This is a genomic window from Cellvibrio sp. PSBB023 (assembly GCF_002007605.1).
Lineage (GTDB): Bacteria > Pseudomonadota > Gammaproteobacteria > Pseudomonadales > Cellvibrionaceae > Cellvibrio.
This window is the reverse complement of record NZ_CP019799.1, coordinates 1,518,532-1,542,554: the sequence shown is the minus strand read 5'-3', so window position 1 is coordinate 1,542,554 and position 24,023 is coordinate 1,518,532. Positions and strand designations below refer to the sequence as shown.

22 protein-coding genes are annotated in these 24,023 nt (G+C 48.2%); 14 read left to right on the top strand and 8 right to left on the bottom strand.

Going from position 1 to position 24,023, the window contains the following annotated elements; translation table 11 throughout:
• Nucleotides 1-33 precede the first annotated feature (33 nt).
• From truD to B0D95_RS06855, 6 genes are all read left to right on the top strand, one after another.
• Nucleotides 34-1,017: a tRNA pseudouridine(13) synthase TruD gene (truD, locus tag B0D95_RS06880; RefSeq protein ID WP_078043205.1), complete on the top strand. Its 984-nt coding sequence runs from the start codon at nucleotides 34-36 to the stop codon at nucleotides 1,015-1,017.
• Between the two features lie 104 nt (nucleotides 1,018-1,121).
• Complete coding sequence (locus B0D95_RS06875; protein WP_170941600.1) at nucleotides 1,122-1,796, top strand: protein-L-isoaspartate(D-aspartate) O-methyltransferase; 675 nt, start codon at nucleotides 1,122-1,124, stop codon at nucleotides 1,794-1,796.
• A 249-nt stretch (nucleotides 1,797-2,045) separates the two neighbouring features.
• Nucleotides 2,046-2,828 (top strand): peptidoglycan DD-metalloendopeptidase family protein, encoded by a 783-nt coding sequence (locus tag B0D95_RS06870; RefSeq protein ID WP_078043204.1) that lies wholly within the window; start codon nucleotides 2,046-2,048, stop codon nucleotides 2,826-2,828.
• A gap of 146 nt (nucleotides 2,829-2,974) precedes the next feature.
• Complete coding sequence (gene rpoS, locus B0D95_RS06865) at nucleotides 2,975-3,973, top strand: RNA polymerase sigma factor RpoS (protein ID WP_078043203.1); 999 nt, start codon at nucleotides 2,975-2,977, stop codon at nucleotides 3,971-3,973.
• A gap of 286 nt (nucleotides 3,974-4,259) precedes the next feature.
• Nucleotides 4,260-4,697, top strand: coding sequence for a DUF3592 domain-containing protein (locus B0D95_RS06860; protein WP_078043202.1), 438 nt, complete (start codon nucleotides 4,260-4,262; stop codon nucleotides 4,695-4,697).
• 63 nt (nucleotides 4,698-4,760) lie between these two features.
• Nucleotides 4,761-5,177: a cupin domain-containing protein gene (locus B0D95_RS06855; protein ID WP_244904468.1), complete on the top strand. Its 417-nt coding sequence runs from the start codon at nucleotides 4,761-4,763 to the stop codon at nucleotides 5,175-5,177.
• A 107-nt stretch (nucleotides 5,178-5,284) separates the two neighbouring features.
• Here B0D95_RS06855 and B0D95_RS06850 read toward each other — a convergent pair whose 3' ends face one another.
• Nucleotides 5,285-5,587: a hypothetical protein gene (locus B0D95_RS06850; protein WP_244904467.1), complete on the bottom strand. Its 303-nt coding sequence runs from the start codon at nucleotides 5,585-5,587 to the stop codon at nucleotides 5,285-5,287.
• Between the two features lie 259 nt (nucleotides 5,588-5,846).
• Here B0D95_RS06850 and B0D95_RS06845 point away from each other — a divergent pair, with 259 nt between their 5' ends.
• The 3 genes from B0D95_RS06845 (at nucleotide 5,847) to B0D95_RS20545 (ending at nucleotide 6,888) form a co-directional block, all read left to right on the top strand.
• A complete protein-coding gene (locus tag B0D95_RS06845) occupies nucleotides 5,847-6,281 on the top strand; it encodes an acetyltransferase (RefSeq protein ID WP_246841747.1) in 435 nt (144 codons plus the stop codon).
• Between the two features lie 107 nt (nucleotides 6,282-6,388).
• The gene (locus B0D95_RS06840; RefSeq protein ID WP_078043201.1) at nucleotides 6,389-6,715 is read left to right on the top strand and encodes a carboxymuconolactone decarboxylase family protein; all 327 of its coding nucleotides are present in this window, start codon (nucleotides 6,389-6,391) and stop codon (nucleotides 6,713-6,715) included.
• 2 nt (nucleotides 6,716-6,717) lie between these two features.
• Entirely contained in the window at nucleotides 6,718-6,888 is a 171-nt protein-coding gene (locus B0D95_RS20545) for a hypothetical protein (RefSeq protein WP_168172415.1), read from the top strand.
• Nucleotides 6,889-6,968: 80 nt separating this feature from the next.
• Here B0D95_RS20545 and B0D95_RS06835 read toward each other — a convergent pair whose 3' ends face one another.
• Together B0D95_RS06835 and B0D95_RS06830 are read right to left on the bottom strand one after the other, a co-directional pair.
• On the bottom strand, nucleotides 6,969-7,424 hold the full coding sequence (locus B0D95_RS06835) for a GNAT family N-acetyltransferase (RefSeq protein WP_078043200.1): 456 nt from the start codon (nucleotides 7,422-7,424) through the stop codon (nucleotides 6,969-6,971).
• A gap of 45 nt (nucleotides 7,425-7,469) precedes the next feature.
• Nucleotides 7,470-8,708, bottom strand: a complete 1,239-nt coding sequence (locus B0D95_RS06830; protein WP_078043199.1) for a benzoate/H(+) symporter BenE family transporter — start codon at nucleotides 8,706-8,708, stop codon at nucleotides 7,470-7,472.
• Between the two features lie 96 nt (nucleotides 8,709-8,804).
• On the opposite strand from B0D95_RS06830, the gene B0D95_RS06825 reads away from it, so the two are divergent.
• Nucleotides 8,805-10,289, top strand: coding sequence for a PLP-dependent aminotransferase family protein (locus B0D95_RS06825; RefSeq protein WP_078043198.1), 1,485 nt, complete (start codon nucleotides 8,805-8,807; stop codon nucleotides 10,287-10,289).
• A gap of 56 nt (nucleotides 10,290-10,345) precedes the next feature.
• Here B0D95_RS06825 and B0D95_RS06820 read toward each other — a convergent pair whose 3' ends face one another.
• Both B0D95_RS06820 and B0D95_RS06815 read right to left on the bottom strand, forming a co-directional pair.
• Nucleotides 10,346-13,885 (bottom strand): exodeoxyribonuclease V subunit beta, encoded by a 3,540-nt coding sequence (locus B0D95_RS06820; protein ID WP_078043197.1) that lies wholly within the window; start codon nucleotides 13,883-13,885, stop codon nucleotides 10,346-10,348.
• Entirely contained in the window at nucleotides 13,885-16,608 is a 2,724-nt protein-coding gene (locus tag B0D95_RS06815; protein WP_078043196.1) for a PD-(D/E)XK nuclease family protein, read from the bottom strand. Before B0D95_RS06815 ends, B0D95_RS06820 begins: the two co-directional genes overlap by 1 nt.
• Before the next feature lie 473 nt (nucleotides 16,609-17,081).
• Between B0D95_RS06815 and B0D95_RS06810 the strand changes: the two genes are divergently transcribed.
• A complete protein-coding gene (locus B0D95_RS06810; protein ID WP_078043195.1) occupies nucleotides 17,082-18,464 on the top strand; it encodes an MFS transporter in 1,383 nt (460 codons plus the stop codon).
• 108 nt (nucleotides 18,465-18,572) lie between these two features.
• Here the strand turns inward: B0D95_RS06810 and murI are convergent, their stop codons facing one another.
• Nucleotides 18,573-19,412 carry a glutamate racemase gene (gene murI / locus B0D95_RS06805; RefSeq protein WP_246841746.1) on the bottom strand — a complete coding sequence of 280 codons (840 nt, stop codon included), beginning with the start codon at nucleotides 19,410-19,412 and terminating at the stop codon, nucleotides 18,573-18,575.
• A gap of 101 nt (nucleotides 19,413-19,513) precedes the next feature.
• Here murI and rmuC point away from each other — a divergent pair, with 101 nt between their 5' ends.
• The 3 genes from rmuC to B0D95_RS06790 are packed head-to-tail and all read left to right on the top strand — an operon-like array spanning nucleotide 19,514 to nucleotide 22,081.
• Nucleotides 19,514-21,040, top strand: a complete 1,527-nt coding sequence (gene rmuC / locus B0D95_RS06800; RefSeq protein WP_078043194.1) for a DNA recombination protein RmuC — start codon at nucleotides 19,514-19,516, stop codon at nucleotides 21,038-21,040.
• Nucleotides 21,041-21,094: 54 nt separating this feature from the next.
• Nucleotides 21,095-21,568 carry a DUF2489 domain-containing protein gene (locus tag B0D95_RS06795; RefSeq protein WP_078043193.1) on the top strand — a complete coding sequence of 158 codons (474 nt, stop codon included), beginning with the start codon at nucleotides 21,095-21,097 and terminating at the stop codon, nucleotides 21,566-21,568.
• A 3-nt stretch (nucleotides 21,569-21,571) separates the two neighbouring features.
• A complete protein-coding gene (locus B0D95_RS06790) occupies nucleotides 21,572-22,081 on the top strand; it encodes a GNAT family N-acetyltransferase (RefSeq protein ID WP_244904464.1) in 510 nt (169 codons plus the stop codon).
• Nucleotides 22,082-22,085: 4 nt separating this feature from the next.
• Here B0D95_RS06790 and trmA read toward each other — a convergent pair whose 3' ends face one another.
• Together trmA and B0D95_RS06780 are read right to left on the bottom strand one after the other, a co-directional pair.
• Complete coding sequence (gene trmA / locus B0D95_RS06785) at nucleotides 22,086-23,174, bottom strand: tRNA (uridine(54)-C5)-methyltransferase TrmA (protein WP_078043192.1); 1,089 nt, start codon at nucleotides 23,172-23,174, stop codon at nucleotides 22,086-22,088.
• A gap of 57 nt (nucleotides 23,175-23,231) precedes the next feature.
• Complete coding sequence (locus B0D95_RS06780) at nucleotides 23,232-23,966, bottom strand: hypothetical protein (protein WP_078043191.1); 735 nt, start codon at nucleotides 23,964-23,966, stop codon at nucleotides 23,232-23,234.
• Nucleotides 23,967-24,023 lie beyond the last annotated feature (57 nt).

Sequence of the window (24,023 nt, the reverse complement as noted above, 5' to 3'; positions counted from 1 at the left end):
TTATAGCGTCACTTATTATTTACGGATTGTGTTTTGACAGAATTTTCGTTGGATTTCCCGCGTGCATACGGCGAACTGAATGCATCTGCTATTTTTCGTGAACAACCGGAAGATTTTAAAGTAGATGAAGACTTGGGCTTTGAACCCCTAGGTGTTGGCGAGCATGTTTTTTTACAAATCTTAAAGCGCGGTGAAAATACTGCCTGGGTTGCCGGGAAAATTGCCGAGCTGGCCAAAGTCAACAGTAATGATGTTGGTTATGCTGGCCGCAAAGATCGCCATGCTGTGACTACCCAATGGTTCAGTGTCTACCTACCAAAAGGTGTCGAACCTGATTGGATGTTGCTCAATAGCGATACGATTTATGTCATTCGCGTTGCCCGTCATCAGCAGAAACTGCGTCGTGGTGATCATCGCCAAAATTATTTTGTGATTCGTTTGCGCGATCTTCAAACAGATGATCGTCCCGCATTGGAACAAAAAATTCATCGCGTGCTAACCTTGGGTGTACCCAATTATTTTGGCGAGCAACGCTTTGGTTTTAATGGCAATAATTTGGCAGAAGCCGATGCGATCCTGGTGGGCGGTAAGCGTTATAAAGATAAACAAAAACGCGGGCTAATGTTATCTGCCGGACGCTCTTATTTATTTAATCAGGTGCTTGCCGCACGGGTTGTTGCAGGTAACTGGTGCGACCTTATGCCGGGTGACCCCGAGCCTCAGTCATCAGGGCCGTTGTGGGGGCGTGGTCGCTCATTGGCAGGCGATGAATTATTAGTGCTGGAACAAACGGTGTTGGCTGACTGGCAGCAATGGTGTGATGGGCTTGAGCATGCCGGATTGTCACAAGAGCGGCGATCTTTGCGCTTGCTTCCGTCAAATGCTCATTGGCGCTGGATAGAAAATGACCTGGAAGTGTCTTTTTCGCTGGCTGCCGGTGAGTTCGCCACGGCTATTCTGCGCGAGTTGGCGCAGTTGACTAATCGCAGCCAGGACTCACTAATCGAGTTGGATTAGGGGTGTGAGCATTGAATCGTCGCTATGGTATAGTTGCCCGCTTTGTTTAACCGGTTTTACATTGGGCCTGATGGGCGGTTGTAGGTGATGGAGGGGATCTGGAGATGACTGACTTATTGATGCAAGGTGTAGGTATGACCTCGCTGCGCACCCGTGAGCGTCTTATTCAGCGGTTGCGCGATCAGGGCGTAACGAATATGCGCGTGTTAGATGTGATGTTAAATACACCGCGTCATATTTTTCTGGATGAAGCCTTGTCCCATCGCGCTTATGAGGATACTGCCTTGCCAATCGGGCATGGGCAAACCATATCCCAGCCTTACATCGTGGCGCGTATGACGGAAGTGTTGCTGGGCGCTGCGGGCGGCAATTTGCAGAAGGTACTTGAAGTGGGTACTGGGTCCGGTTATCAAACCAGCGTATTGGCACAGCTTGTTCCGCAGGTGTACAGCGTTGAGCGGATAAAACCACTGCAAGACAAAGCCCGCGACCGGCTGCGTCAATTAGGTTTACGTAATGTGCAAATGCGTCATGCTGATGGCGGGTTTGGCTGGCCTGAAGCCGGGCCTTATGACGGCATTATCAGCACGGCTGCTCCCCAAGCGATTCCAGATGAATTGCTAAAGCAACTGGCGCCTGGCGGTGTTCTCGTGATTCCTGTTGGTGGGCGTGAACAACAATTGCATCTGGTCATTCGTGATGGTGAATCGGACAAGTTTGTGACTCGTGTCCTGGAGCCGGTAAAGTTCGTTCCGTTTCTGTCTGGTACCGCACGTTAATATAGAAGGAGGGATTTGCCAAATCGCCTCTGCTGGAAAAATATTGGTAGGATAATTCATGGAAAAAATCTGTGACTTGCTCAAGTTTTCTTTCTTTTTTCCTCTGCTTTTATAAAAATATTAGATAATTTTAAAATAAATTTTAATTATTAAGTCCAAAATGGCATAAAAGAGATTGAAAAATAACCATGATTATTGAGTAATTCGATGCCAAAGCCCGCATTTTTTTCCTCAAGGTTTCTTATCAGAATGTTCGTTTTATCGATCACTCTGATATTGCTTGATGGCTGCGCAACGAATTCTCCTGCTCCGGTATTTGATAAATCGCGCACCAATATAAAAAGACCACAGACTCATGTAGTCATTCCCGGTGATACCCTGTTTTCCATTGCTTGGCGCTACGGGTTGAAGTATGAAATATTGGCTGAACACAATGGTATTAAGCCACCTTATATTATTCGTCCCTCGCAAGTTATCCGGCTGGATGTCGCTGGACCAACAGCGCTTCCGGCGGCAACTTCCCCTGCTAAAACAGCGTCTCGCCAGCCCCAGCCAAGAGTGCAGCCTGCTCCTGCCCCAAAGCCAGTAACCTCTCGTAGTAGTCAAATAAAGCAAACACCTAAGGCTAATGCCAGCCCACAAGCTGGACAAGTTTCAGGCGCCCCTCAATGGCGTTGGCCAGCGGGCGGGCCGCTTTTATCGTCGTTTCAAAGTAACAGTGGTTTAAATAAGGGTATTGATATTGGTGGCAAATTGGGAGAGCCTGTGCTTGCAGCAGCCTCAGGGAAGGTGGTTTATTCAGGAAGTGGGCTGCGTGGTTACGGCAAATTGCTCATCGTTAAACACAATGAAACCTTCCTGAGTGCGTATGCACATAACAATGTATTACGAGTAAAAGAAGGTGATTTTGTTAAAGCTGGACAGATAATTGCCGAAATGGGTTCTAGTGGTACCGATAGGGTAAAGCTCCACTTTGAGATTCGCCGCGACGGAACGCCTGTTGATCCAATGAAGTTTTTACCGCGTCGTTAAAAAAATGTCACGTTCATGAGTTAAAACGGGAATTCATGAATAACTCTTCAGGTGGGAGCAATCCCCAAGGGTTACAGCTAGGGCGAGCTGGGTGATTTATAAATACAAGCCAGCCGGTTAAATAAAAATTGATTAAGGGGCTGAAAATGACTTTACACAATGACTCAACCACATTGGATCGCGATGATGCTTTTATAGCGCAGGATCTGGATATTGAAGACTCCGACCTGCTTCTGGCAGAAGAGGAGGAGATGCCAAAGCCAGCCGCTTCCAGCGCGAGCGAACGAATTATCGATGACAAATACAGCAAGACGCTCGACGCTACCCAGATCTACTTAAACGAAATTGGATTCTCCCCCTTACTCAGTGCCGAAGAAGAAGTGTTTTTCGCACGTAAAGCCCTTAAAGGTGATGTTGCAGCGCGTAAGCGCATGATCGAAAGCAACCTCCGCCTTGTTGTTAAAATTTCCCGTCGCTATGTTAACCGTGGTCTCGCTCTATTGGATTTGATTGAAGAGGGCAACCTCGGCTTGATCCGTGCGGTAGAGAAGTTTGATCCGGAGCGTGGCTTCCGTTTCTCAACCTACGCCACTTGGTGGATTCGCCAGACCATCGAGCGTGCGATCATGAATCAAACTCGCACCATTCGTTTGCCGATCCACGTTGTCAAAGAGTTGAACATTTACTTGCGCGCAGCACGTGAGTTGTCGCAAAAGTTGGATCACGAGCCAACGCCGGAAGAAATTGCCAATCTGTTGGAAAAACCCGTAGCGGATGTGGAGCACATGCTCAGCCTAAATGAGCGTGTTACCTCCATTGATGCGCCAATTGGCAATTCATCGGATCGTGCGATTGTCGATACCATTGCTGATACCCATGTGTCTGATCCGGCTGCATTGCTGCAAGACAGCGATTTAACCACCAGCCTCGACCATTGGTTGGATGAGTTGACTGAAAAGCAACGTGAAGTATTGGCACGCCGTTTTGGCCTGAGAGGATATGAAGTCAGCACTTTGGAAGAAGTGGGACATGAGATTGGGCTGACCCGTGAGCGCGTTCGCCAGATCCAGGTGGAAGCTTTGAAGCGCTTGCGCGATATCATGGAAAAACAAGGTTTGGATAGCGCCGCGTTATTTAGTGTCTGATTCTTTCCTGCTGTATTGCGGTAAAACATAAAGCGGAGCCATGTGGCTCCGCTTTTTTATTGGCGATTAGTTGGCAATCATCACACAATTCCTGCCGGCTTCTTTTGCGCGATAAAGCGCCTGATCGGCAGGTGCAACTCAAGTAGCAAAAGGAGTGCTGCGCGTCAAAAATTGTAATTCCTCACGACTAAGTGAGTTTTATTTCCTACTGTAATGCGTTGTAATAGCGGTTCGAGATGCTCTGTTATACGTGATGAAGCAACAATAAATAGGTGACGAGAAAATAATGAACCCTGAAATAGAGAAAAAGTACCAACGGTTGCGTTCGTTGTTTTTTGGTTTGTGCATTCTTGCTGCAGGCCTGTTGTTTATGTTTAGCGTTAGCAATATTTATAAAAGTACAGCGGCTGCACATTGGCCAATTTATAAGGGCGTTGTTACCAATGAGCGGCATACGGGTGTTTTTACTTATTATGGTGGGCGCTGGTTGGAATACCGCTATGAAATAGAGGGTAAGCAATACCGTGGCACGCGCATTGGTTTTGGTATCAGTCGCCCGCAATCAGAATTAAAAAATGGTGAGTTAATTCAAGTTTATGTGAGCCCGGAAGATAATAGCAATGCAGTGATTGCTGTTGGTATCGTCAGAAGTCATTTTATCGGGTTGCTTTTTTCAGTGTTTTTTGTGTGGATAGGATTGGTGATTTGGCGGCGTACAGTTTGATTAAAGATACATGGGAAATTTTTTGGGCAGGAATAATTGGCTATTGTGATAACGGAGGGCAACGTGGATAAGGAGCAGCGTAAACCTATTGTGTTAAATCCCGGCGAGGGGCGGTTGTACCCTATGGGGCGAATATCGGCATTATTCAAAGCCGATGGTGCCGAGACGGCTGGACGTTATTCCATCTCTGAGTGGTGGTTGGATTCTCGTACCCAAGGGCCAGGTGCGCACTGTCATGATGAAGATGATGTTTTTTATGTGGTTGAAGGTGTGATGAGTTTTTTGGTGGGCGATGAATGGCTTGATGCTCCCAAGGGCTCTTTTGTACTGATTCCAGCGGGTGTAGTCCATGATTTTGAAAATCGCAGTGCGGCTGGTGCAGGTGTTCTCAATTTTTCAGCGCCCGGTAACTTTGAGAAAGCAATGCCGGGTATTGTGTCATGGTTTAAGGAAAACCCGCCGAGCGATACGCTTAATTAATAGTAAATCACGCCTTATGGTTCGGTTTTTTCGCAACACACTAAAAATGCAGGCGACATTAAAGTCCCCTGCATTTTTTTATGGCATATTTCAGTGGCATAAGCTGCCTAAGCATAATCCGTCAGCGCCACCCAGCCACGAATTTTCCCTATATACACAAACGCAATACCCAGTTTATTTACGTAGCGCGCATCGCCTGCTGCCGGTGGGTCATACTCCTCCAAACCCTCCAGTGCCAAAGAGCTATCCAGTGGCGGTTTCCACCGCAAAGTTTGTGGGTTTTCCGGCATGCTCAATTCACTATCGCTCCACACCAAACCATCGCGCTCAACAGGCGATGCATGGTTGAAGTCAGCAGGAATAAATACGGCAGATGTCCCCGCCATTTTTTTGTAAACACGTTCTCTCATAGTCTGCTCCCGTTAAGTGTTCTTATTAAAACAGCTGCAGCTACTCATATTTTGATGTGGGTCAACTGGATGCAAAAGCGAGTAGTGTGGTAATAAGCCGTTATGTAGGTTGTTGCCAGAGTATGCTAGCGTTCGGTGGTTAATCTATTCCGTATTACATCTTAAAAGGTGTACGCTGTATATCTGCAAGATTGTGTTTGTACTGCATATTGACTGCTTAAAATATAGGTTTTTACACACATCGGAATCGTTTATAGCAATGATGAATATTGAGAATGTAGAAAAAACAGATCACCTTAAGCTGATAGAAATATGGGAAGCTTCGGTTAGAGCAACTCATGACTTTTTGGTTGAGGATGATATACAGGCGTTAAGACCGTTAATTTTGGAGCAGTATTTTGAAGCAGTTGATTTAAGGTGCGCTAAAAATACTCATGGTGAGATTCAGGGGTTCTGCGGTGTACATGACGGTAATATTGAGATGCTGTTCATCGCACCAGAGGCGCGCGGAAAAGGTATTGGTGCTTTGTTGGTAGCCTATGCCATCAAATCTCAAGGTGCGACCAAAGTTGATGTTAATGAACAGAATGTCCAAGCACTAGGTTTTTACCAGCATATTGGTTTTTCTGTCATAGGACGCTCACCAGTTGATGGGCAGGGGAAACCTTATCCATTGCTGCATCTATCGCTATAAAAATTTAACAAGGCCAGTTGCGGCGAGGTTAGATGTAGTGAGGAAACCCAATTGACAGCCTATTGTTTTGATAATGCAAGAAAGACCCAACACAAAAGGATATAGCAATGGAAAACAATGAAAAATTGGTGAGTAATGCTTTTCAAGTATTTATGCAAGAGGCGCCAAAACATACTCAGGCATGGGCGAGTGCGGTGCAGGGTTTGGGGGCAGCCAGTTCGTTGGATAAGAAGACAGAGAGCCTTGCTTATTTGGCTGTGTTATCTGTTCAGGGGCTTGAGAGCGGTATTCCTTTCCATGTGCAAATTGCCAAAGAGGCGGGTGCATCAAGAGAGGAGGTTGTTAGTGCTATTTTGCTGGGGTTGCCAGCAGCCGGAAATAGAGTGATTGGTGCATTGCCTGTTGCGCTTCACGCTTTTGATGAGTTGGTATAATCATGAAAAAGTTGAATGCAGAATGGCATCGAAATAATAAGATGCCTACTAATCCTACGCTTGAGCAAAAACTTGAATGGCATTTGGCGCACACCAAGTATTGCGCTTGCCGCCCTATGCCTCAGAGCCTTGTTGATGAGATGAAAAAGAGAGAGGGCTTGGATAAAAAATAGATGAACAGGATAGGGATCTTATTGGACTTGTCCGAAAAAAGCTGAACACTCCTGCTCAGCCTTTTTAGTGTAGGAACAGTTTATAGTGGCATTCTGTATTCAATGACACCTGGTTTTTCCGCCACCCAATCATAAAGCCGCTGGGCTCTTTTATTGGTTTCTTGCGTGTGCCAGTACAATCTATCGCAATCCCTTTCTTTTGCTTTTTCTCTTACGTATTCAATCAGTTTTTTTCCAATATTTTTACCGCGCGCTGTTGGATCAACAAACAGATCTTCCAGATAACAATAGTTTTTGATAGCCCATGTGGAATCGTGAAAAACATAATGGGCAAAGCCTAAAATGCGGCCATTTTCCCTTGCGACGGCGCAATACACTGGAATTTCTGCATTAAAAAATCGATTCCAGGTTGCTTCAGTCACCTCATCAAGTAATTCAACTTCATAAAACTCTTGATAGCTCTGCCAGTATGGCAGCCATTGGTCGTAATCTTTTTGTTCGATTGGTGTGACAATAACAGTGTGGTTTTCGCTCATACTTTTAGCCTCATTGTGGTTGGCAGTGTTCAACAAGAGATAGAATCAAGAATCCAATTCGTGCAGAGTTTTATCGGCAGTGTCAGGTGCTGCGTTATTTTTTGGAAAAGTTGCCGTTAATAAAAAATGGGCAGCTAAACCAATGATCAATCCCCAAAATGCGCTACCTATGCCCAAAAAAGAAATGTTGGCGGCGGTAACCAGAAAAGTAATTAAGGATGCTTCACGGGAAGCTGGATCTGCTATTGCGCTAGACAAACTGCTGGATATAGTGCCAAGCAGTGCGATACCGGCAAGGGCAGCAATAAAAGAAGATGGAAATACCATAAACAGTGCAGCTAAGGTTACCCCAAATATGCCAACGACTATGTACAGTACTCCGGCAATAACGCCTGCAATCCAGCGCTTTTCCGATTCTTCATGAGCCTCCTTACCGGTGCAAATAGCAGCCGTGATAGCGGCAATATTCATTGCATGCGAACCAAAAAACGCAAACAAAAAAGAACCTAGCCCTGTGAATATCAATATAGGGTTGGCGCTGGTTTTAAAACCGTCGTTGCGCAATACCAGCATGCCAGGTATGTATTGACCTGTTAAGGTAATTAAAAATAAAGGCAGCGCCACACTTAGCAGGGTATTCCATGAAAATGTAGGTGAGGTAAATACGGGTGCCGCAACGGCTAATTCAATGGAGGATAGGTCGATGCGATGTTGAATAAATAAAAAACTCAAGCCTAATAACAAGGCTCCAACAACAGCATAGCGCGCGGCAAAGCGGCGCAGTAATAAGTAGCCAGTAATCATTAATATAACGAGAAATGGCTCCACATTGATTGCGGCAAATGCGCCAATACCAAACTGCAATAAAATGCCAGCGAGTAAACCTGCTGCTATTCCAGGCGGAATTAATTTCACCACTTTTTCAAAATAACCGGTTAATCCCAGCGCAATGAATAATAAAGCGGAAATCAAATAGGCTCCTATCGCTTCCGAATAAGGAATCGTTGGCAAGGCAATAATCAGAAATGCGGCTGCAGGTGTTGACCAGGCGGTGATGATAGGTTCGCGAGTGGCCCAGCTCAGTAGAATGCAGGTGAGGCCAACACCAATGGAAGCAGACCAAACCCAGGATGCAGTTGCATCAGCAGATAGCCCCGCCATTTTGGCGGCGTGAAATACCAATACAAAGGTTCCTCCGTAATTGACAATCACAGTCATCAATGCCGCTAACATGGGGTGGAGTAAATCGCTTGGGGTTAGTGGTTTCTCGGGTGTTGGGGGCATAGCGGGTCAATCCTCGATGTTGGAAATCAGGCTTGTATTTATAACAATTAAATGGCCTGATATACCCTTCCATTTTTTGATAGGAGACCCAGCCAATTGTTTAAGTCCTCCCAACTGGAAACGGTAAAGGTATGGCTGGTGAACCCGGCTAATTCTGCCTTTCCGATGTATATGCGGATTCAGCGGGCCATCAGGCAGCTCATTCTTGATGGCGCTCTTGCGGCGGGCAAACCCTTACCTGCATCCCGCGCCTTGGCTCAGTCATTGGAGGTTTCCCGCGATACCGTGGAGGCGGCCTATAACCAATTACATGCGGAAGGATTTATTGAGCGGCGTGTTGGCTGCGGTAGTTTTGTGTCGGCCACGGCACGGCGGCCATCGCGAAACAGGATGAAAAAAACAGCAGTCGAAAAAAACAATGAAGTCACCCTGAGCAAAAGAGGGGATTTAATTGTGCGTGGCGGCGGTGTCTGCAGTGTTGCAACTCCTCGGCCTTTTATTCAAGGCACTCCGGAAACTCGGCATTTTCCCTTAGCGGTTTGGGAGCGTTTGGAGCGGCAAGTATTGAAAGAGCAGGGCCATTTGGCATTGTTATCGGGGCACCCGCAGGGAGTTGAGGCATTGCGCTGTGCTATTGCGGATTATATTAATCTTGAACGCGGTGCCCAAGCGACGCCAGAGAGAATCCTGATTTTAACCAGCTCGCAACAGGCCATGACACTTTGTGCCCAGGTTTTGTTTGATGCAGGCGAAAAAATTTTTATTGAAGATCCTGCATATCAAGGTGCACGAAAAGCGTTTGAAGCAGCAGGGCTTGAATGTGTTGCCGTGCCAGTGGATGAGCAAGGCTTAAGGGTGGAGCTTATCTGCAATTCACCCGTTCAAAGCCATGCGGTTTATTTAAGCCCATCACATCAGTTCCCTACGGGAGTAACACTCGCACTGGACAGGCGTTTGGCATTAATTGAATGGGCGGCTAAAAAAAATGCCTGGATCATTGAGGATGATTATGACAGTGAATTTCATTATGCCGGTAAACCCATGGCGTGCATTCAGGGGCTTGATCATCAGCATCGCACTATTTATGTGGGCACATTTACAAAATCATTATTTCCCGGGTTGCGTATTGGTTATATGTTGTTGCCTGCTCCATTGGTGAGGCCCATGATGCTCGCCCGCAGTTTATTGGATGGTCACAGCGCTTCAATACCACAACTTACATTGGCCCGTTTTATTGAGGCTGGTCATTTTGGTGCGCATATTCGGACTATGCGATTGGTTTATGCTGGCCGTTTGAATTTATTAACCCGGTTAATTGAAAAATATCTCTCACACTATGTTTCGCCCGTTGTTCCAGATGGCGGTATGCAAATTCCATGTAAATTGATTTGTGATATTGCAGAGCACAGGGTGATTGAGGCGGCTAGAAAAGAGGGGATAGAATTAACGGGCTTAACAGGGTTGTATATTTCAGCACCACCTGAACCAGGTTTTTTATTAGGCTTTGCCGCTTACACGGCAGAAGAGTTGGAAGCGGCTGTTAAAACCCTGGCAAAGGTATTTGCTTTGCTAAGGCGTTAAATTGCGATCACTGATTGATGTGGAACAAACACCCGAGCCAGGCTCGGGTGTTTCATTTAGGGTGTTTCAATGAGTTTGCCAAGGCTAACTAAATAAAGCGCTGTTTTTATAGGCAGTGTTTCAGTTGCGGTGAGTAGTTTTTGATAGCCTAGCAGTTGTGCTTTGTAGGTATCCATTTCCCGTGCGATAAACGCACTTTCCGTTTCGCTGGCTTCCGGTTCACTACTTTTATAATCCACTATCCAACGGATACCTTCGGCGATGAAGGTACGGTCAATGATAGATTCTTTCACATCCTGTTTGTTTTTTTGTATCAGCGAGAGTTCGCAGGCGCTTTGTTGATGGTCACTATTGAGTAGCCAGCGGCCCTGTTCGCTGCCAAGACTAGTACGAATAGACTGGGCGATTTTTTGCAGGGCGCGAGTTAAATTGTCGCCATGCCAGCCGAGTTGTTGCAGTTGAATCTTCCAAAAAGAATGCTGCTGGTTAATAAATGCATCGGCCGTAATGCATTCGTGATGAGTGACCAGTTTACTTTCTACTATGGCTTGCAGTGCGCTGTGAATCACCGTGCCTGTATGGCGGGCAAGACGCGCAGTGGTGGTTTCTACCTCGGGGATATTTAAAGGGTTTTCAGGCGCTGCTTCACCACTTTCTGTTGTGCCAAATTCATGGCCGCGATAAGTATGTAGTAGCGTTACGTCGCGCAAGGCGGGCGCTTGCCATGTGGGGGCAAGGCGCAGCAGATGTTGTAAACCGGGTTTACGTTGGTGTGTACTTGTGCTGCTATCGGCAGTCGCCTTGCAAGGAATAAGTTGCGCGCTTTCTTTTACAAATGGCCAAATGCTGTGCAACAGGGAGTTTTTGGCGGGTGCAACCAATTCATCCTCTTTGGTATTAATGCATGCAATTAAATGCAGGCGTTTAATGGCGCGAGTACATCCTACGTATAACAAACGGGTGGATTCAAACGCTTGTTGTTTATCTGCCTCGCGGCGCATAAAAGTATAGAGGCGATCTTCCTCTTTACCAGTAGCGGCAAGTGAGCCGAGCAGTAATTGTTTTTCGCCTTGTGTATTAATGCGTTCTTGCCAGAGCAGGAGTTGTTTGTCGTCTTTGCGTGCGCTGCGATCCAGGCCAGGAATAATCACTGTGTCAAATTCCAGGCCTTTGGATTTGTGAATAGTCATAACTTGCAGTTTCGGATCTGCATCGGCACGCGGAGCGGCAAATAAACGGTCAATCGCATTATTAAATACTTGCCAGTCGCGAATGCTGCCGCCTTGTTGGTGTTTATCCAACAGGGTAAAAAAACTGTTGATGTTATCGCGGTCATTTTCATCCAGCAGTGTGGCTGGGCCGCCTAAGGCAAACCACAGGCCTTCAATCCACTGGCGTAATGGTTTGCGATATTTTTCATTCAGCGCCTGCTGCAATAGTGGCACCACGCGCGCCAGAATATTTTTTCCCTCAGGGCTGAGTGCGGTTATTTTTTCAAACTGCACCAGTTGCGGCCAAATTACCGCAAAGGCATTTTCGTTAAGGCGTGGATTAAGGGCGGTTAAATCTGCTGTGGCAATGGCATGCAGGTCATGGTTGTGTAGGCCACACCAAGGTGCGCGCAAAATCGCCAGCCATGCGGTGCGGTCGGCAGCGTTGAGTAGTGCGCGAGTCAGTGAAAGCAAATCCACTATTGCCATACGGCTGGCAAGGCGATCAATTTCTGTGGCTTGATAATGCAAACCGGCGGCAGTCAGTGCTGGTAAAATGCGTGTGAGGTGATTGCGTGTGCGCACTAAAATCGCAATGCTGCCTTCGGGGTTGTTGTAGCGCGCTTGTTGTACCAGTTCGACGACTTTTTCCGCTTCCTGCTGCTGTGCTTGCAGGCGCGATGATGGCTCGTCGCCGTCGCCGCTCTCACTGTCATCATTATTTCTACTGTAGGTATTTTTGGTTTCGGATGAATAAGTGCAGGCATAAAATTGCACAGCGTCGCCTTCCAATTCCGCTTTAAAGGCAACAGAGGGTGAATAGCTCACTGCTCCGCGGCTCATGTCATCGTGCGCGGGAAATGCGTTTTGAAAAATACTGTTGACCCAATTCACCACACCGGCTTGCGAGCGAAAATTCACGCGCAAATCCAGAGCGGTTAAATCCACTGACCCTATGCCTTGCTGGCGCGCATCCAAAAATAAACCCACATTGGCATTGCGGAATCCGTAACAGGACTGCATGCCATCGCCCACAATAAACAGGGTGCGGCCATCGCCGGCTTGCCAGCCGCTGGTGAGTTTTTTCAATAACTCAAGCTGTGGGCTGGCAGTATCCTGAAATTCATCTACCAAAATATGGCGAATGCGATAGTCCAGTTGCAGTGCGAGATCGGTTGGCGATTCTTCATCACCCAATGCGACCAATGCGGCTTGGCTGATGGCGGTGTAATCTGTCGCGCTTTGCTGTTTAAATACCAATGTTAATTGTGCAACCAGAATGGGCAAAATACTGGTGAGGCTGTCCAGTAATTGCCATTGGTGATCGGCATAGATTGGCGGGGGCAGGTTGCGCAGGTCTTGCAGTAATTGCTCGGCATCCGGTGCTGTGTCGATAAGCGCGGCAATTAATTCATTGAATTGGTTTTTCAGTTCTGCATTTTCTTTTCCAGCAGGAAAACCTTCCGCTTTGGTCAGGCGCGCACGAAAGGTGCCGCTGTTGGTCAGAAGTAAATCGCAAATGGCTAGCCAGGCGTTAAATGCACTGGGTTCTGCGTCGGGCAGGTGAGTGATGCCCTGCAATTCATGAATACGATTTTTGCGCTCGCCTTCCTCTTGCAAGTTGGTTGCTGCACGATCTGCAATTGCGCAGAGTTCGCTGGCGTGAATAATCAGGGCGTTATAAACCTGTTCCAAATGTTCGCGAATAACTTCTTGTAAAACACCTTGTAAATAACGGCGTGCTTCTTCATGGCGGGCTTGCAGTAATACGCCCAGCCACTGTTCACGCTTGCCCAAAAGCCCGGTTAATAATTTTTCTACAGCGGGCAGGTTGTTATCCACATGGCGCAACAGACGGGTTAAATCGGCGCGCAGTGGGCCATCTTCCTCCAGCAGTGTAAATAATTCGCGTACGGCTAATTTGTAGGCTTGTTCGGCATCTTCCAATGTGTCCGGCTGTGCGCCTATACCGCTGGCAAGTGGCAATTGTTTGGTAATGGAACGGCATAAGCTGTCGATGGTTTGCACGCGCAAGCGCTGCGGGCTGTGCAATAAGTTCCACTGTAATGCTTTATCGCGCTGTAAAACCTGTTGGGCAATTTTCCAGGTGCGCAATACATGAGGGTCGCTGGGCTCGGGTGAATCAGCGGCTTGCCAGAGCGCTTGCATAATACGGTCCTGCATTTCACCGGCCGCTTTGCGCGTAAAGGTAATCGCCAATACTTCTTCGGGTTCATCGCAAGTGGCGAGCAGCGTTAATACGCGTTGGGTGAGCAAGCCCGTTTTACCGGAGCCGGCGGGCGCTGACACTGCAAACGAAGTTTGTGGATCGAGCGCATTAATACGAACTTGTTGATCGACAGGTTGGTTAATGATAGTGGACATTACACCGCTCCTTGTTGACGTTGGATAAACGCAGCGAGGGCATCGGCTTCCAGTAAACGGTTGAGCGGTAATAAGTCTTCTGCATATTGGGCAGTGGTTGGGTTTTTCATATCGACGCGGGCATCGCCCTGAATAAAATCCTGTGCGAGTTGTTGTAAATGATGCTGCCATTCCTGTAATTGTTCATGCCAACTTTGTTTGCCGGGAAAGATGCCATCGTGCGCTACATGCAATTCGCCAGTGCCAATCCACTGCATGGCTTTGGCATTAATTTGGGCAAAGGCGATGGCGGCAATTTCGCTGCTAGCAGTCACGGCATAAAGCGGCAACTGCGGTTCATCCATACGCTCGCCTTGCCAACTGGCGGCTTTTGGCTGGCCGGTTTTGTAATCGATTAATAGCAATTCACCATTTGCCAATTCATCAATACGGTCGATACGCAATTTCAGTGGCAAACCAGCAAAGGTGATTTGTACTTCTTCTTCAATGGCTACCACGCTAAACGGCGGGCGTGTTTTTTCCTGCGCTAACCACTCTGCCAGAAGCTCACTCAAACGTTCCTGTTCCAGTTGCGCGTAATAAGCGCCGATGCTGGTACCGCGTTTTTGTTTTAGTGCATCGACCGTTTGTTGCGCGGCATTGTTAATTAGGTTGCCGAGTGAGGTTTCATCCAAGGCTATCAGTGCCGCCTGATTTTTCAGGTCGCGCCAGACTGTAGCGAGTGCGTCGTGCAATAGATTGCCGCGTTCAATGGGCGAAAAACCGGCAAGGGGTTCTTCTGTGCGTGTCGCGCCCAAACGCAAACGTGCAAAGGCATTGAATGGGCAGGCCGCTTGTTCTTTAAACAGGTTGGCACCGCCGCGCACCGGCTCTTTGGTAATCTCCAGCAGTGGCGCGCTGGCACAATCTACCAGCTCCCATTGTTTGCTGTGTGTGAGCAGTGAATAATTTTCGGCGCTGGTAGTGGTGTGTGTGTGAATAAGTTGCGCAGGAGCGGTGAGTGGTAAATGGCGAATCAACGCACTGGGGCTGAGTTCACTATCGTCATCGCTGTGGGCCGAGCTGAAAATGACCTGCGCTGCACATTGTTGATAGTGCGCGGTGAGTGCGCGGGCGAATTCCAATTCCCGTTCTGCGCTGGCGTGAGGCATTTTTTTTGTGCGCTGCAAATTGCTGGGTAGCAGTGGGTTAGGTGCGGGCACCGGTGGCCATTGGCGATGATGTAAACCCATGACCCAACAGTGACTGAATTGCAAACCGGCACCTTCCAGTGCGCCGAGGATTTGAATGGGTGAGTTGGGGGTTTGCGCCTGAAATGGGGTTTTTCCCGCGATGCTGCGCAGCTGTTGAATGGCGTTGCTGTAGCTGAAATTAATACCCGTGGCATCCAGTTGCAAGAAATTATCCAGCACTTGATTCCACAGGGTGAGTTGTTGATATTCCTGGCTATCTAATCGGCGGGTGCCGGGCCAGCCGAGTAATTGCAAATGCTGTTGAAAAAAATCACACCAATATTCGGCGCTGTGAAATCCAAAACTCTGGCGACGATAATTTTCCAATTGCACTAATCGCGTAGCGAGATGAGTTTCGTTTACGGGTATGGCTAAGGTGCTGCTGAGTTTTTGACAGTGATAGCGCAAATCGCTCAGGCTGATAGTGAACTTTCCTTGCTTACGCAGGGTGTGGATTAAATGCGCGCGCAATACTAATTCTGTGTCTGCATCGCCAAAAAACGGGGAGAGCAATAGATTGCAAAGGCTTTCCAATTCCCAGGAGGATTTCTGTAATTCGAGTAAATCCAGTGTGGCGGCAATAATGGGTGTGGTGGCGAGTGGTGTACCGGCGGAAAAGTTAAAGGGTAATGTATAGCGCGGTTGATCGGGCAGGGCGGCGAGGGGTTCAAAGACCTCAACAAATACTCGCTCCACTTGATCGCGGCATTGGCCGAGGTTGGGCACAATAATGCCAATCATCGCCGCCGGATTTTGCTCTAGCTGTTGCTTGCTCCAGAGCGCCGCGGCACGCATTTCCTGCTCGGTGTTGTTGAGTTCGGTGCGCTGCAAATGGCTGGCATTATCCAGCGGTTTGATCGTCACTAATTCATGGCAGGCGCTGTTGATGAGATCCTGGTGTTGTGGGGGGATATCATCAAAACCTGTGAGATAAAGGGTCGCCTCTTGCGTTAACTCACCTTGTTTAAAGGCATTGATTAAAATCTGGTTTGCCGTTTCCTGAGTGATAAAACCGAGTTTGCTCAGGCGCGCGCGAAAATCGCCCAGCCAGGTCAGCCAGCAATAGCTGTTGCTTTGGATATTGAGTATAGGGTCGGCGCTACGAACATCCTCCTCGGTTAATTGCCAAAGCTCAAGATTACGCAATGCGCTGTCTGCGGCTTGCGCCAGCGGCTCTGCTTGTAATAACGCTTGGGCGAGGGAGGATTCGCCAATAATTTTTTCCCACAGTGTCTGGCGTTGCAGATTGCTGATAATACGTTGTGCTGCAGGCGCATAGGCGCGCCGCTGCAGCATTTCCCAGCGCGATTCCAACCACTGGCTGAGCGAATAAATACGTGGTGTTGGCCAGACCTGGATGTTGCTGCTGGCCTGCCATTGCCCGTAGGCGCGCAGCATATGGTTGCGCAGGCGATTGTTGGCAGTGAGGATTAATTGATCGTGCGCAATAGCGTTCAGGTAGGGCGTAATGTCGAAGTAGGTATCAACCATGATGGATAGTGCCTGAGTCTTGTAATCGATAGCAGGAAAGCGTAGCTGGCATTATGGCACCGTAACTCTTTATTGTGTGGTTCGCGGTATGGTTTGTTACGGTCTGTAGGGAGAGTGTATTGTGCACGTAAAGTTTGGTTAAAAATTTGGTTATAAGCCCTTGTCCCACAAGGGGTTAAGCAGTGCTTTATCTTGTCTGCCCACGGGAATCATGTTACTTTTCCGCATCATAATAAAAGGACAACTGGATGTTCGCCGTCGCAATAGCCTTGCTCATTGCCGACACCGCTAATAAAGGACGGCACTCAAATGCCAAACAGGCAGCTTGCGATAAGCAATCAGGCAAATAAGGTCAATACAAAAATCCGGTGAGAGTTTCATCGGCTCGCACTTTGTGGGTATCGCAAATACTGATATCCGAAAAGAGCAGCTATGATTCCCTTTGTACTCCATAACGATAAGCAAGTGACCTTATGAACCAGCAATCTATTGGCCAGCAAACGATTGGTAAGTACAGATGGACCATCTGTGCCCTGTTATTCTTCGCAACAACGGTTAACTATCTCGACCGTCAAGTTCTCAGCCTGTTATCCCCTGATCTCTCCAAAGAATTTGGCTGGACCAACTCGGACTACGCCAACATCACGGCAGTGTTCCAGTTTGTTTACGCAATTTCCATGCTATTTGCCGGACGTATCATCGACAAAATTGGTACCAAATGGGGTTATCAATTAGCCATTTTTGTATGGTCTTTGGGCGCAATCATGCACGCCTATGCAGTGCCTATTGGCGAGTGGTCAAACCATGTATTGGCATTGGCGGGTATCGCAGCCGTTCCGGTATCTATTATTGGTTTCATGATGTCGCGCGCCGTATTGGCCATTGGTGAAGCGGGTAACTTCCCGGCGGCGATTAAAGCAACCGCTGAATATTTCCCTAAAAAAGAGCGCTCGTTTGCCACCGGTATTTTTAACTCGGGCGCAAACGTTGGTGCGATTCTGGCGCCTTTGACTGTACCCTGGATTGCTGTGCATTGGGGTTGGCAGACAGCCTTTATCATCATCGGTGCCATCGGTTTTGTATGGATGATTTTCTGGCATATCTTCTACGATAAGCCCACCGAACAAAAACGCATGAGCGACAGCGAAAGAGCCTACATCGAAAGCGACAGCGAAAAAGAACAGTTGCAATTGGATGATGCAGGCGATCAAAAAGTATCCTGGTTCAAATTGTTAACCTATCGCCAAACCTGGGCATTTACCTTCGGTAAATTTATGACCGATGGCGTCTGGTGGTTCTTCCTGTTTTGGTTGCCTATCTTCCTGGCCAAACAATATGGCATTAAAGGAACCGAGTTAATGTTGCCGCTGACCGTGCTCTACAGCATGACGATGATTGGCAGTATCGGCGGCGGCGCCTTGCCCATGTATTTTATTAATCGCGGCTACACCGCTTACGATGGTCGTATGAAGGCGATGTTGTTGATTGCCTTGTTCCCCTTGGTTGTACTGCTGGCGCAGCCTTTTGGTCATATCAGTTTCTGGGTGCCTATTATCCTGATTGGTATTGGTGCATCTGCTCACCAGGCTTGGTCGGCCAATATTTTTACCACCGTTTCCGATATGTTCCCCAAAAAGAGCGTTGCTTCTGTGGTGGGCATTGGTGGTTTGGCTGGCGGTATGGGTGGCGTGGCGGTATCCAAAACAGCGGGTTGGTTGTTTGACTACTACGACTCTCTGGGCAAAATCGAGACTGGCTATGCCATCATGTTTGGCTTCTGCGCCTTGGCGTATTTGCTGGCCTGGGGTGTAATGAAAGTATTGGTTCCCAAGTACAAGCCTATTACTGATTTGTAAGTGTTGAATGATTTGGGCAGATAAAAAGCCCGAGTACGAAAAAACCGCCGCGCAACTGCCCGGCGGTTTTTTTATGCGCGCAGCTTGTTAGTGTAATAGAGGTACAGGTTAGATATTAAGGTAATCCTGCTGGTAAATACCAAACCCGGCCAGTGCCGGTGCCAGCAACTCGGCTTCTTTAGTTGCTTTGGTAAAGACGGCGATATGTGTAGCTGCATGGGGCGCCGTGTGTTGCAGCGTGTCGGTGAGTAAAAAATCAACGCGTCGCGCTATGGCTTCACCGGAATCAATCATGTTGATGTGGGCAGGTAGGGCTTTGGCGAGTTCTTCTCTGAGCAGTGGAAAATGGGTACAAGCGAGTACCAGGGTGTCCATGCGATCGGCATGGCGTGCGCTCAATAACTCCGTCACGATTGCGTTAATTGCTGTCGTATCCAGTGTTTCGCCGCGCAATTTTTGTTCGGCAAGTTGCACCAGTTCGCTGCTGCCCAGTGAAATGACATTGCAGTTAGCGGCATATTCGCGAATCAGTTCATGGGTATAGGGGCGTGCCACGGTGGCGGGCGTGGCTAGCAGGCCAAAGACACCGGTTTTACTCTGTGTCGCCGCCGGTTTTATAGCGGGTACTACACCAACGATAGGTAATGACAACTGGCTGCGCAAATGCGGTAAGGCTAGGGTGCTTGCGGTATTGCAGGCGATAACCAGAATATCCACCGCATAGCGATCCAGCAGTGTGCGAATCACCAAATCCACACGCGCAATCAATTCTGCTTCGCCCTTGGTGCCGTAGGGGAAAAAAGCATTATCCGAGGCGTAGACCAGCGATACTTGCGGCAGTCGCTGTTGGATTTCCCTTGCCACGCTCAGCCCGCCCACGCCGGAGTCGAACACCAGAATAGACGGAGTTTGGGTAGGCTTTGCGTGAGCGGCGGGGGACTGGGACAAATCTATTGGCCTGCGACTGGGGATATGTTGCTAAAATGGCGGCAATTTTAACGGCCAGCGCGAATAAAGCCTAGCTGCGTTTTACATTCTGGAGTTTTCTTGTGAATCCATCGCTACTCATTCTTGTTGCCACCCTGGCGGGGTTGGTTATTGGTGCGCTTATTGTGTATTGGATTGTCGGGCGTCGCCTTGACCAGTCTGTGCTTGTGAAAACCCATGAACTGGAAGCGGCCCAACTGCAGTTACAGCACACCCATGCCTTGCGCGAAGCCGCGTTACAACAGGATGGCCAGCAACTGGCTGCGCAATTGGCTGAAGCCAAAGCCCAGCTCCAATTGGCGCGGCAGCAAGGCGCTGAATTGCAGCAACAATTGGGAGCGGCGCAGCAGGACGTGGCAGCGCTGCGAGAAAAAACGCTGCACTTTGCTGAGCTGCAACAGCAATTGTTGCGTAAAGATGAACAATTGGGTGTGTTTCAACAGGAGACCACAGAATTAAAAACGCGCTTGGAGCAAGAGCGCAAGCATTTTGCCGAGCAATTAGTATTGCTGCAGAATGCCAAGGCGGATTTGGCTAAGGAATTTGAAAACCTGGCCAACAAAATTTTTGAAAACAAGCAGCAACAATTCAGCGCAAACAGTAAAACGCTGCTGGATAGCACGCTCGACCCACTGAAATTGCAGCTCACCGAGTTTCGCAAAAAAGTGGAAGATGTGTACGAAAAAGAAAATGCCGAGCGCAACCGTTTGTCTGGTCAAGTAGTCGAGTTACAAAAACAAGCGCAAAAAATTGGTGAAGATGCAGTTAATCTCGCCCAGGCGTTGAAGGGTAATACCAAAACCCAGGGTAACTGGGGCGAGGTGGTATTGGAGCGTTTGCTGGAAGAATCCGGTCTGCAAAAAGGCCGCGAATATGATACCCAGGTAAATTTTACCAGCAGCGACGGCTCTCGCCTGATGCCGGATGTGATCATACATTTGCCGGAAAATAAGGACATAGTCATCGATGCTAAATGTTCGCTAGTCGATTACGAAAAGTTTTGCAGTGCCGATGATGAAGCGGCACGCAAACAACATTTAACGGCTCATGTAAATTCCTTGCGCAATCACATTAAAGGTTTGAGCATTAAGGACTATGAAAAGCTGGATGGTATTAAAGCGCTCGATTTCGTGTTTATTTTTATTCCAATTGAGGCGGCCTTTATGTTCGCCTTACAGCATGAGCCGGGCCTGTACCGAGAAGCTTATGATCGCCATATCATTTTGGTCAGCCCAACAACCTTGTTGGCTACCTTGCGCACTGTAGAAAACATTTGGCGCTATGAAAAACAAAACAAAAATGCCGAGCGTATCGCCAAAGACGCAGGTGCCTTGCATGACCAGTTTGTGTTGTTGTTGGAGTCGCTGGACGCAATCGGTCACTCCATCAATAAAACCCAGGAGGCCTACGCCAAGGCCCGTGAACGCTTGCAAACCGGGCGCGGTAATTTGGTTAAACGCGTTGATGATATTCGTCGCTTGGGTGCAAAAACCAAAAAATCTATTGCCGGTCATTTATTGGAAGAGGCGGGCAGTGAGAGCGACGATTATTTATTGGATGCAGGCGCAGGGGATGATGAAAATTCCTGACTCCTGTGCATCGCAGCCTTGTTGCCTTGAAACTATTTTTACAAGAGAGCCGTTATGAGTGTGTTATCGCTAGTAGTAGTATTGGGTGTGTTGATTATTCTTGTGTTGGCTGCGATTGCAGGGCGATTGGTGTTTAAGGTTTATCGCCAGCAACAGGAGCGAGAGAGAAAACTGAAAGCACAAGAGCTTGCCAATCAACAGGCGCAGCGTGAACAGCGAGAATGGATTAATAAGAGTATCCAGATACTGGCCCATGCACTGCACAGCGACGAGCTGACGCTTACAGAGGCAAGTATTCGTATTTCCGGACTGCTGGACACATTGGATGTTAGTGGTGACGTCAAAACCGAGTTTTCCGCATTTTATCAACTGCGTGAAAAAACCAGCCATATTCCCTATCTGGAGGCGTGGCAAAACCTCTCCAATGCCGAGCAGCGCCAATTTGATTTGGAACGTTTGCAGCATGAAGCCACCTTTAATGATTTTGTGATGGATGCGGCCAAGCGCATCCAGGGTAGAGATTTTTAAGCTATGTCCCACTTTGTGTGTCGTGCGATGCAGTGGCAGGATCTTGCTGCCGTTATTCGTATTCAGGCGGAAGCCTATGTCGATGAAATTCTTGAAACTGATGAGGTTATTCACACGCGCTTTGCGCAAACACCCGATAGCTCCTGGGTGGTTGAGCGGGAAGGCGAGGTGTATGGTTACTTGGTGGGCTATCACTCCGCCTTGGGTGATGTGACGCCTTGGGGCTTTGAGTTTACGCACAAGCCGCAGGCCAATACGCTTTATTTGCATGACCTTGCAATCAGCCAATCGGCTAAGGGATTTGGCTTGGGGCATTTGGTGGTTAACCATGCGCTGGCAGAGGCGCGTCAGCGGCAGCTTGAGCATGCGGCACTGGTGTCGGTGCAAAATTCCAAAGTGTTTTGGGAAAAGTTAGGGTTTGTGTGTTGCGATGAATTGACGCAGGCCCAACAGCAAAATCTGGCAACTTACAGCGGGCCCGCGTTTTATATGGCGCGACCAATAATCGCTTGATTGCTTAGCGCTTTTTCAATATCACACCACATTCTACATGGTGGGTATAAGGAAATTGATCAAAAATTGCGAAGGCGGTAATGCGATGGGTCTGGGTGATGGTTGCCAAATTTTCACGCAAGGTATCCGGGTTGCAAGATATATAAATAATATTGTCAAAGCGTTGTGTAATGCTGGTGGTGTGTGGATCCAAACCGGCGCGCGGTGGGTCCACAAAAATACTGGAGAAGTGATAGTCCGCTAAATTTACATGACGAAGGCGATTAAATTCACGCACGCCATCCATCGCCTGGGAAAATTCTTCGCTCGACATGCGCGCGATTTGAATATTAGTGATGTTATTGGCGGCAATATTGTATTGCGCGGATTCCACTGAGGTTTTGGAGACTTCTGTTGCCAACACCTTGTCAAAATTTTGTGCCAGCGGCAGGGTAAAGTTGCCGTTGCCACAGTAAAGTTCCAGTAAGTCCCCGCCCATTCTTTTGCTCTGTTCAACTGCCCAGCCCAGCATGGCTTCGCAGACAGTCGCGTTGGGTTGGGTAAAGCTCGCCTCCACTTGTTGGTACAGGTATTCACGCCCGCCAACAGTCAACCGTTCAATTACATGATCGCGCTCGATAAGCAGCCGCTGTTTGCGGCTGCGGCCCACAATATCAATACCCAATGTGGTTTTAAGCTGCCTGGCAGTAGCAGTCCAGTTATCACCCAAGGCTTTGTGATAAATCAGGGTCACCAGTGCTTCACCACTTTGGGTGGTGAGAAACTCCACTTGATATAGCTTGTGACGAAGTAATTCGTTGCTGTTGATTTCACTGAGCAAGCGCGGCATTAGCGCATTCATTAGCGCGGAACCCACTGGAAATTCGTGGATCGGGTAGGGACGTTTAAATTCGTCCTGGGTAAACATCACGTAATCGCTACGGGCTTGTTCATGCCATACCCGAAATTCGGCGCGCATTCGGTAATGTTTTTCCGGCGATTGAAATACCTGAATGTCTGGCAGTGAAAATGCAGAAAAATCCGCAGCAATTCGACGCTGCTTTGCGCTGAGTTGTTGTTGGTAGCTGGCAGGGGAAAAGTCGGTAGGAATCATACAAGGCTCATAATATAAAGGCTCAAGCTCCGGGTGGGCGGAGCTTGTTATGACCCATTATAACTTTTTTGTATCACATTTGCCCCAGTCGCAGACCAGCACTTCCACTGCGCGATCGCCACAGAAGTTGGCGTAGGCTTCTTTGGGCCAATCATTGGCAATCACCAGGGTATAGGCATCAGTACAGATTGCTTGGTGGTTTTTGTTGATGGTGAAAAAACTTTTCCCGCCTGCAATTGCTTTAATCCCGCCGGCTAAATGGGGGATATCCAAAATATTTTCATCAAGTGGTTGATGTGTGAGTAGCTCGGCCTGTGTACTGGCGATAAGTGGCTGATTGCTGAGCGGTAAGCTGGCCTGGGTCATTTGTGCCAGTTTGAATGCGCAGGTTTTTTGCTGGTTGGCTGGGCTGCGTTTATTCAGTGAGAGTTCGTCCCGCGCTTGTTGGCTGGCTTCAAGTGCCAGCCGAATGGCGGTAGGTGCCAGCGTCAGCTTGCCATACTCAAAGCTATTGCTGGCCTGTTGTTGGCTGTAGTAGCTGTCTGCAGCTGCGACTAAGGTGGCATTGGCATTCAGCCAATTTTGTTGGATGTTAATTGCATCCACTTCAATTTCGCCACCCAATGCCGCGCAACTGGTAAATAATTCGTTGTAGTAAACATGGTCGCGCAGAATTTTTTCCGCTGCTGTTGCGACCTGCTGGGTGTCTGCACTGGGTGGCGTAGTTGTGGCGCAACCACCGAGTATCAATGCGCCGAGTGTTACAGCAATAGTGTGCGATAATTTGATCATTATTATTCCTGCAAAAAATAAATGGTTCAGAATTAACTCTAATATCCTGAACCTTAT

What these genes read in the sequence shown, in the direction of transcription:
- B0D95_RS06875 (WP_170941600.1), top strand. Translation starts at nt 1,122, where the DNA reads ATGACTGACTTATTGATGCAAGGTGTAGGTATGACCTCGCTGCGCACC.
- B0D95_RS06870 (WP_078043204.1), top strand. Translation starts at nt 2,046, where the DNA reads ATGTTCGTTTTATCGATCACTCTGATATTGCTTGATGGCTGCGCAACG.
- rpoS (WP_078043203.1), top strand. Translation starts at nt 2,975, where the DNA reads ATGACTTTACACAATGACTCAACCACATTGGATCGCGATGATGCTTTT.
- B0D95_RS06860 (WP_078043202.1), top strand. Translation starts at nt 4,260, where the DNA reads ATGAACCCTGAAATAGAGAAAAAGTACCAACGGTTGCGTTCGTTGTTT.
- B0D95_RS06850 (WP_244904467.1), bottom strand. Translation starts at nt 5,587, where the DNA reads ATGAGAGAACGTGTTTACAAAAAAATGGCGGGGACATCTGCCGTATTT.
- B0D95_RS06845 (WP_246841747.1), top strand. Translation starts at nt 5,847, where the DNA reads ATGATGAATATTGAGAATGTAGAAAAAACAGATCACCTTAAGCTGATA.
- B0D95_RS06840 (WP_078043201.1), top strand. Translation starts at nt 6,389, where the DNA reads ATGGAAAACAATGAAAAATTGGTGAGTAATGCTTTTCAAGTATTTATG.
- B0D95_RS20545 (WP_168172415.1), top strand. Translation starts at nt 6,718, where the DNA reads ATGAAAAAGTTGAATGCAGAATGGCATCGAAATAATAAGATGCCTACT.
- B0D95_RS06835 (WP_078043200.1), bottom strand. Translation starts at nt 7,424, where the DNA reads ATGAGCGAAAACCACACTGTTATTGTCACACCAATCGAACAAAAAGAT.
- B0D95_RS06830 (WP_078043199.1), bottom strand. Translation starts at nt 8,708, where the DNA reads ATGCCCCCAACACCCGAGAAACCACTAACCCCAAGCGATTTACTCCAC.
- B0D95_RS06820 (WP_078043197.1), bottom strand. Translation starts at nt 13,885, where the DNA reads ATGTCCACTATCATTAACCAACCTGTCGATCAACAAGTTCGTATTAAT.
- B0D95_RS06815 (WP_078043196.1), bottom strand. Translation starts at nt 16,608, where the DNA reads ATGGTTGATACCTACTTCGACATTACGCCCTACCTGAACGCTATTGCG.
- B0D95_RS06810 (WP_078043195.1), top strand. Translation starts at nt 17,082, where the DNA reads ATGAACCAGCAATCTATTGGCCAGCAAACGATTGGTAAGTACAGATGG.
- B0D95_RS06795 (WP_078043193.1), top strand. Translation starts at nt 21,095, where the DNA reads ATGAGTGTGTTATCGCTAGTAGTAGTATTGGGTGTGTTGATTATTCTT.
- B0D95_RS06790 (WP_244904464.1), top strand. Translation starts at nt 21,572, where the DNA reads ATGTCCCACTTTGTGTGTCGTGCGATGCAGTGGCAGGATCTTGCTGCC.
- trmA (WP_078043192.1), bottom strand. Translation starts at nt 23,174, where the DNA reads ATGATTCCTACCGACTTTTCCCCTGCCAGCTACCAACAACAACTCAGC.
- B0D95_RS06780 (WP_078043191.1), bottom strand. Translation starts at nt 23,966, where the DNA reads ATGATCAAATTATCGCACACTATTGCTGTAACACTCGGCGCATTGATA.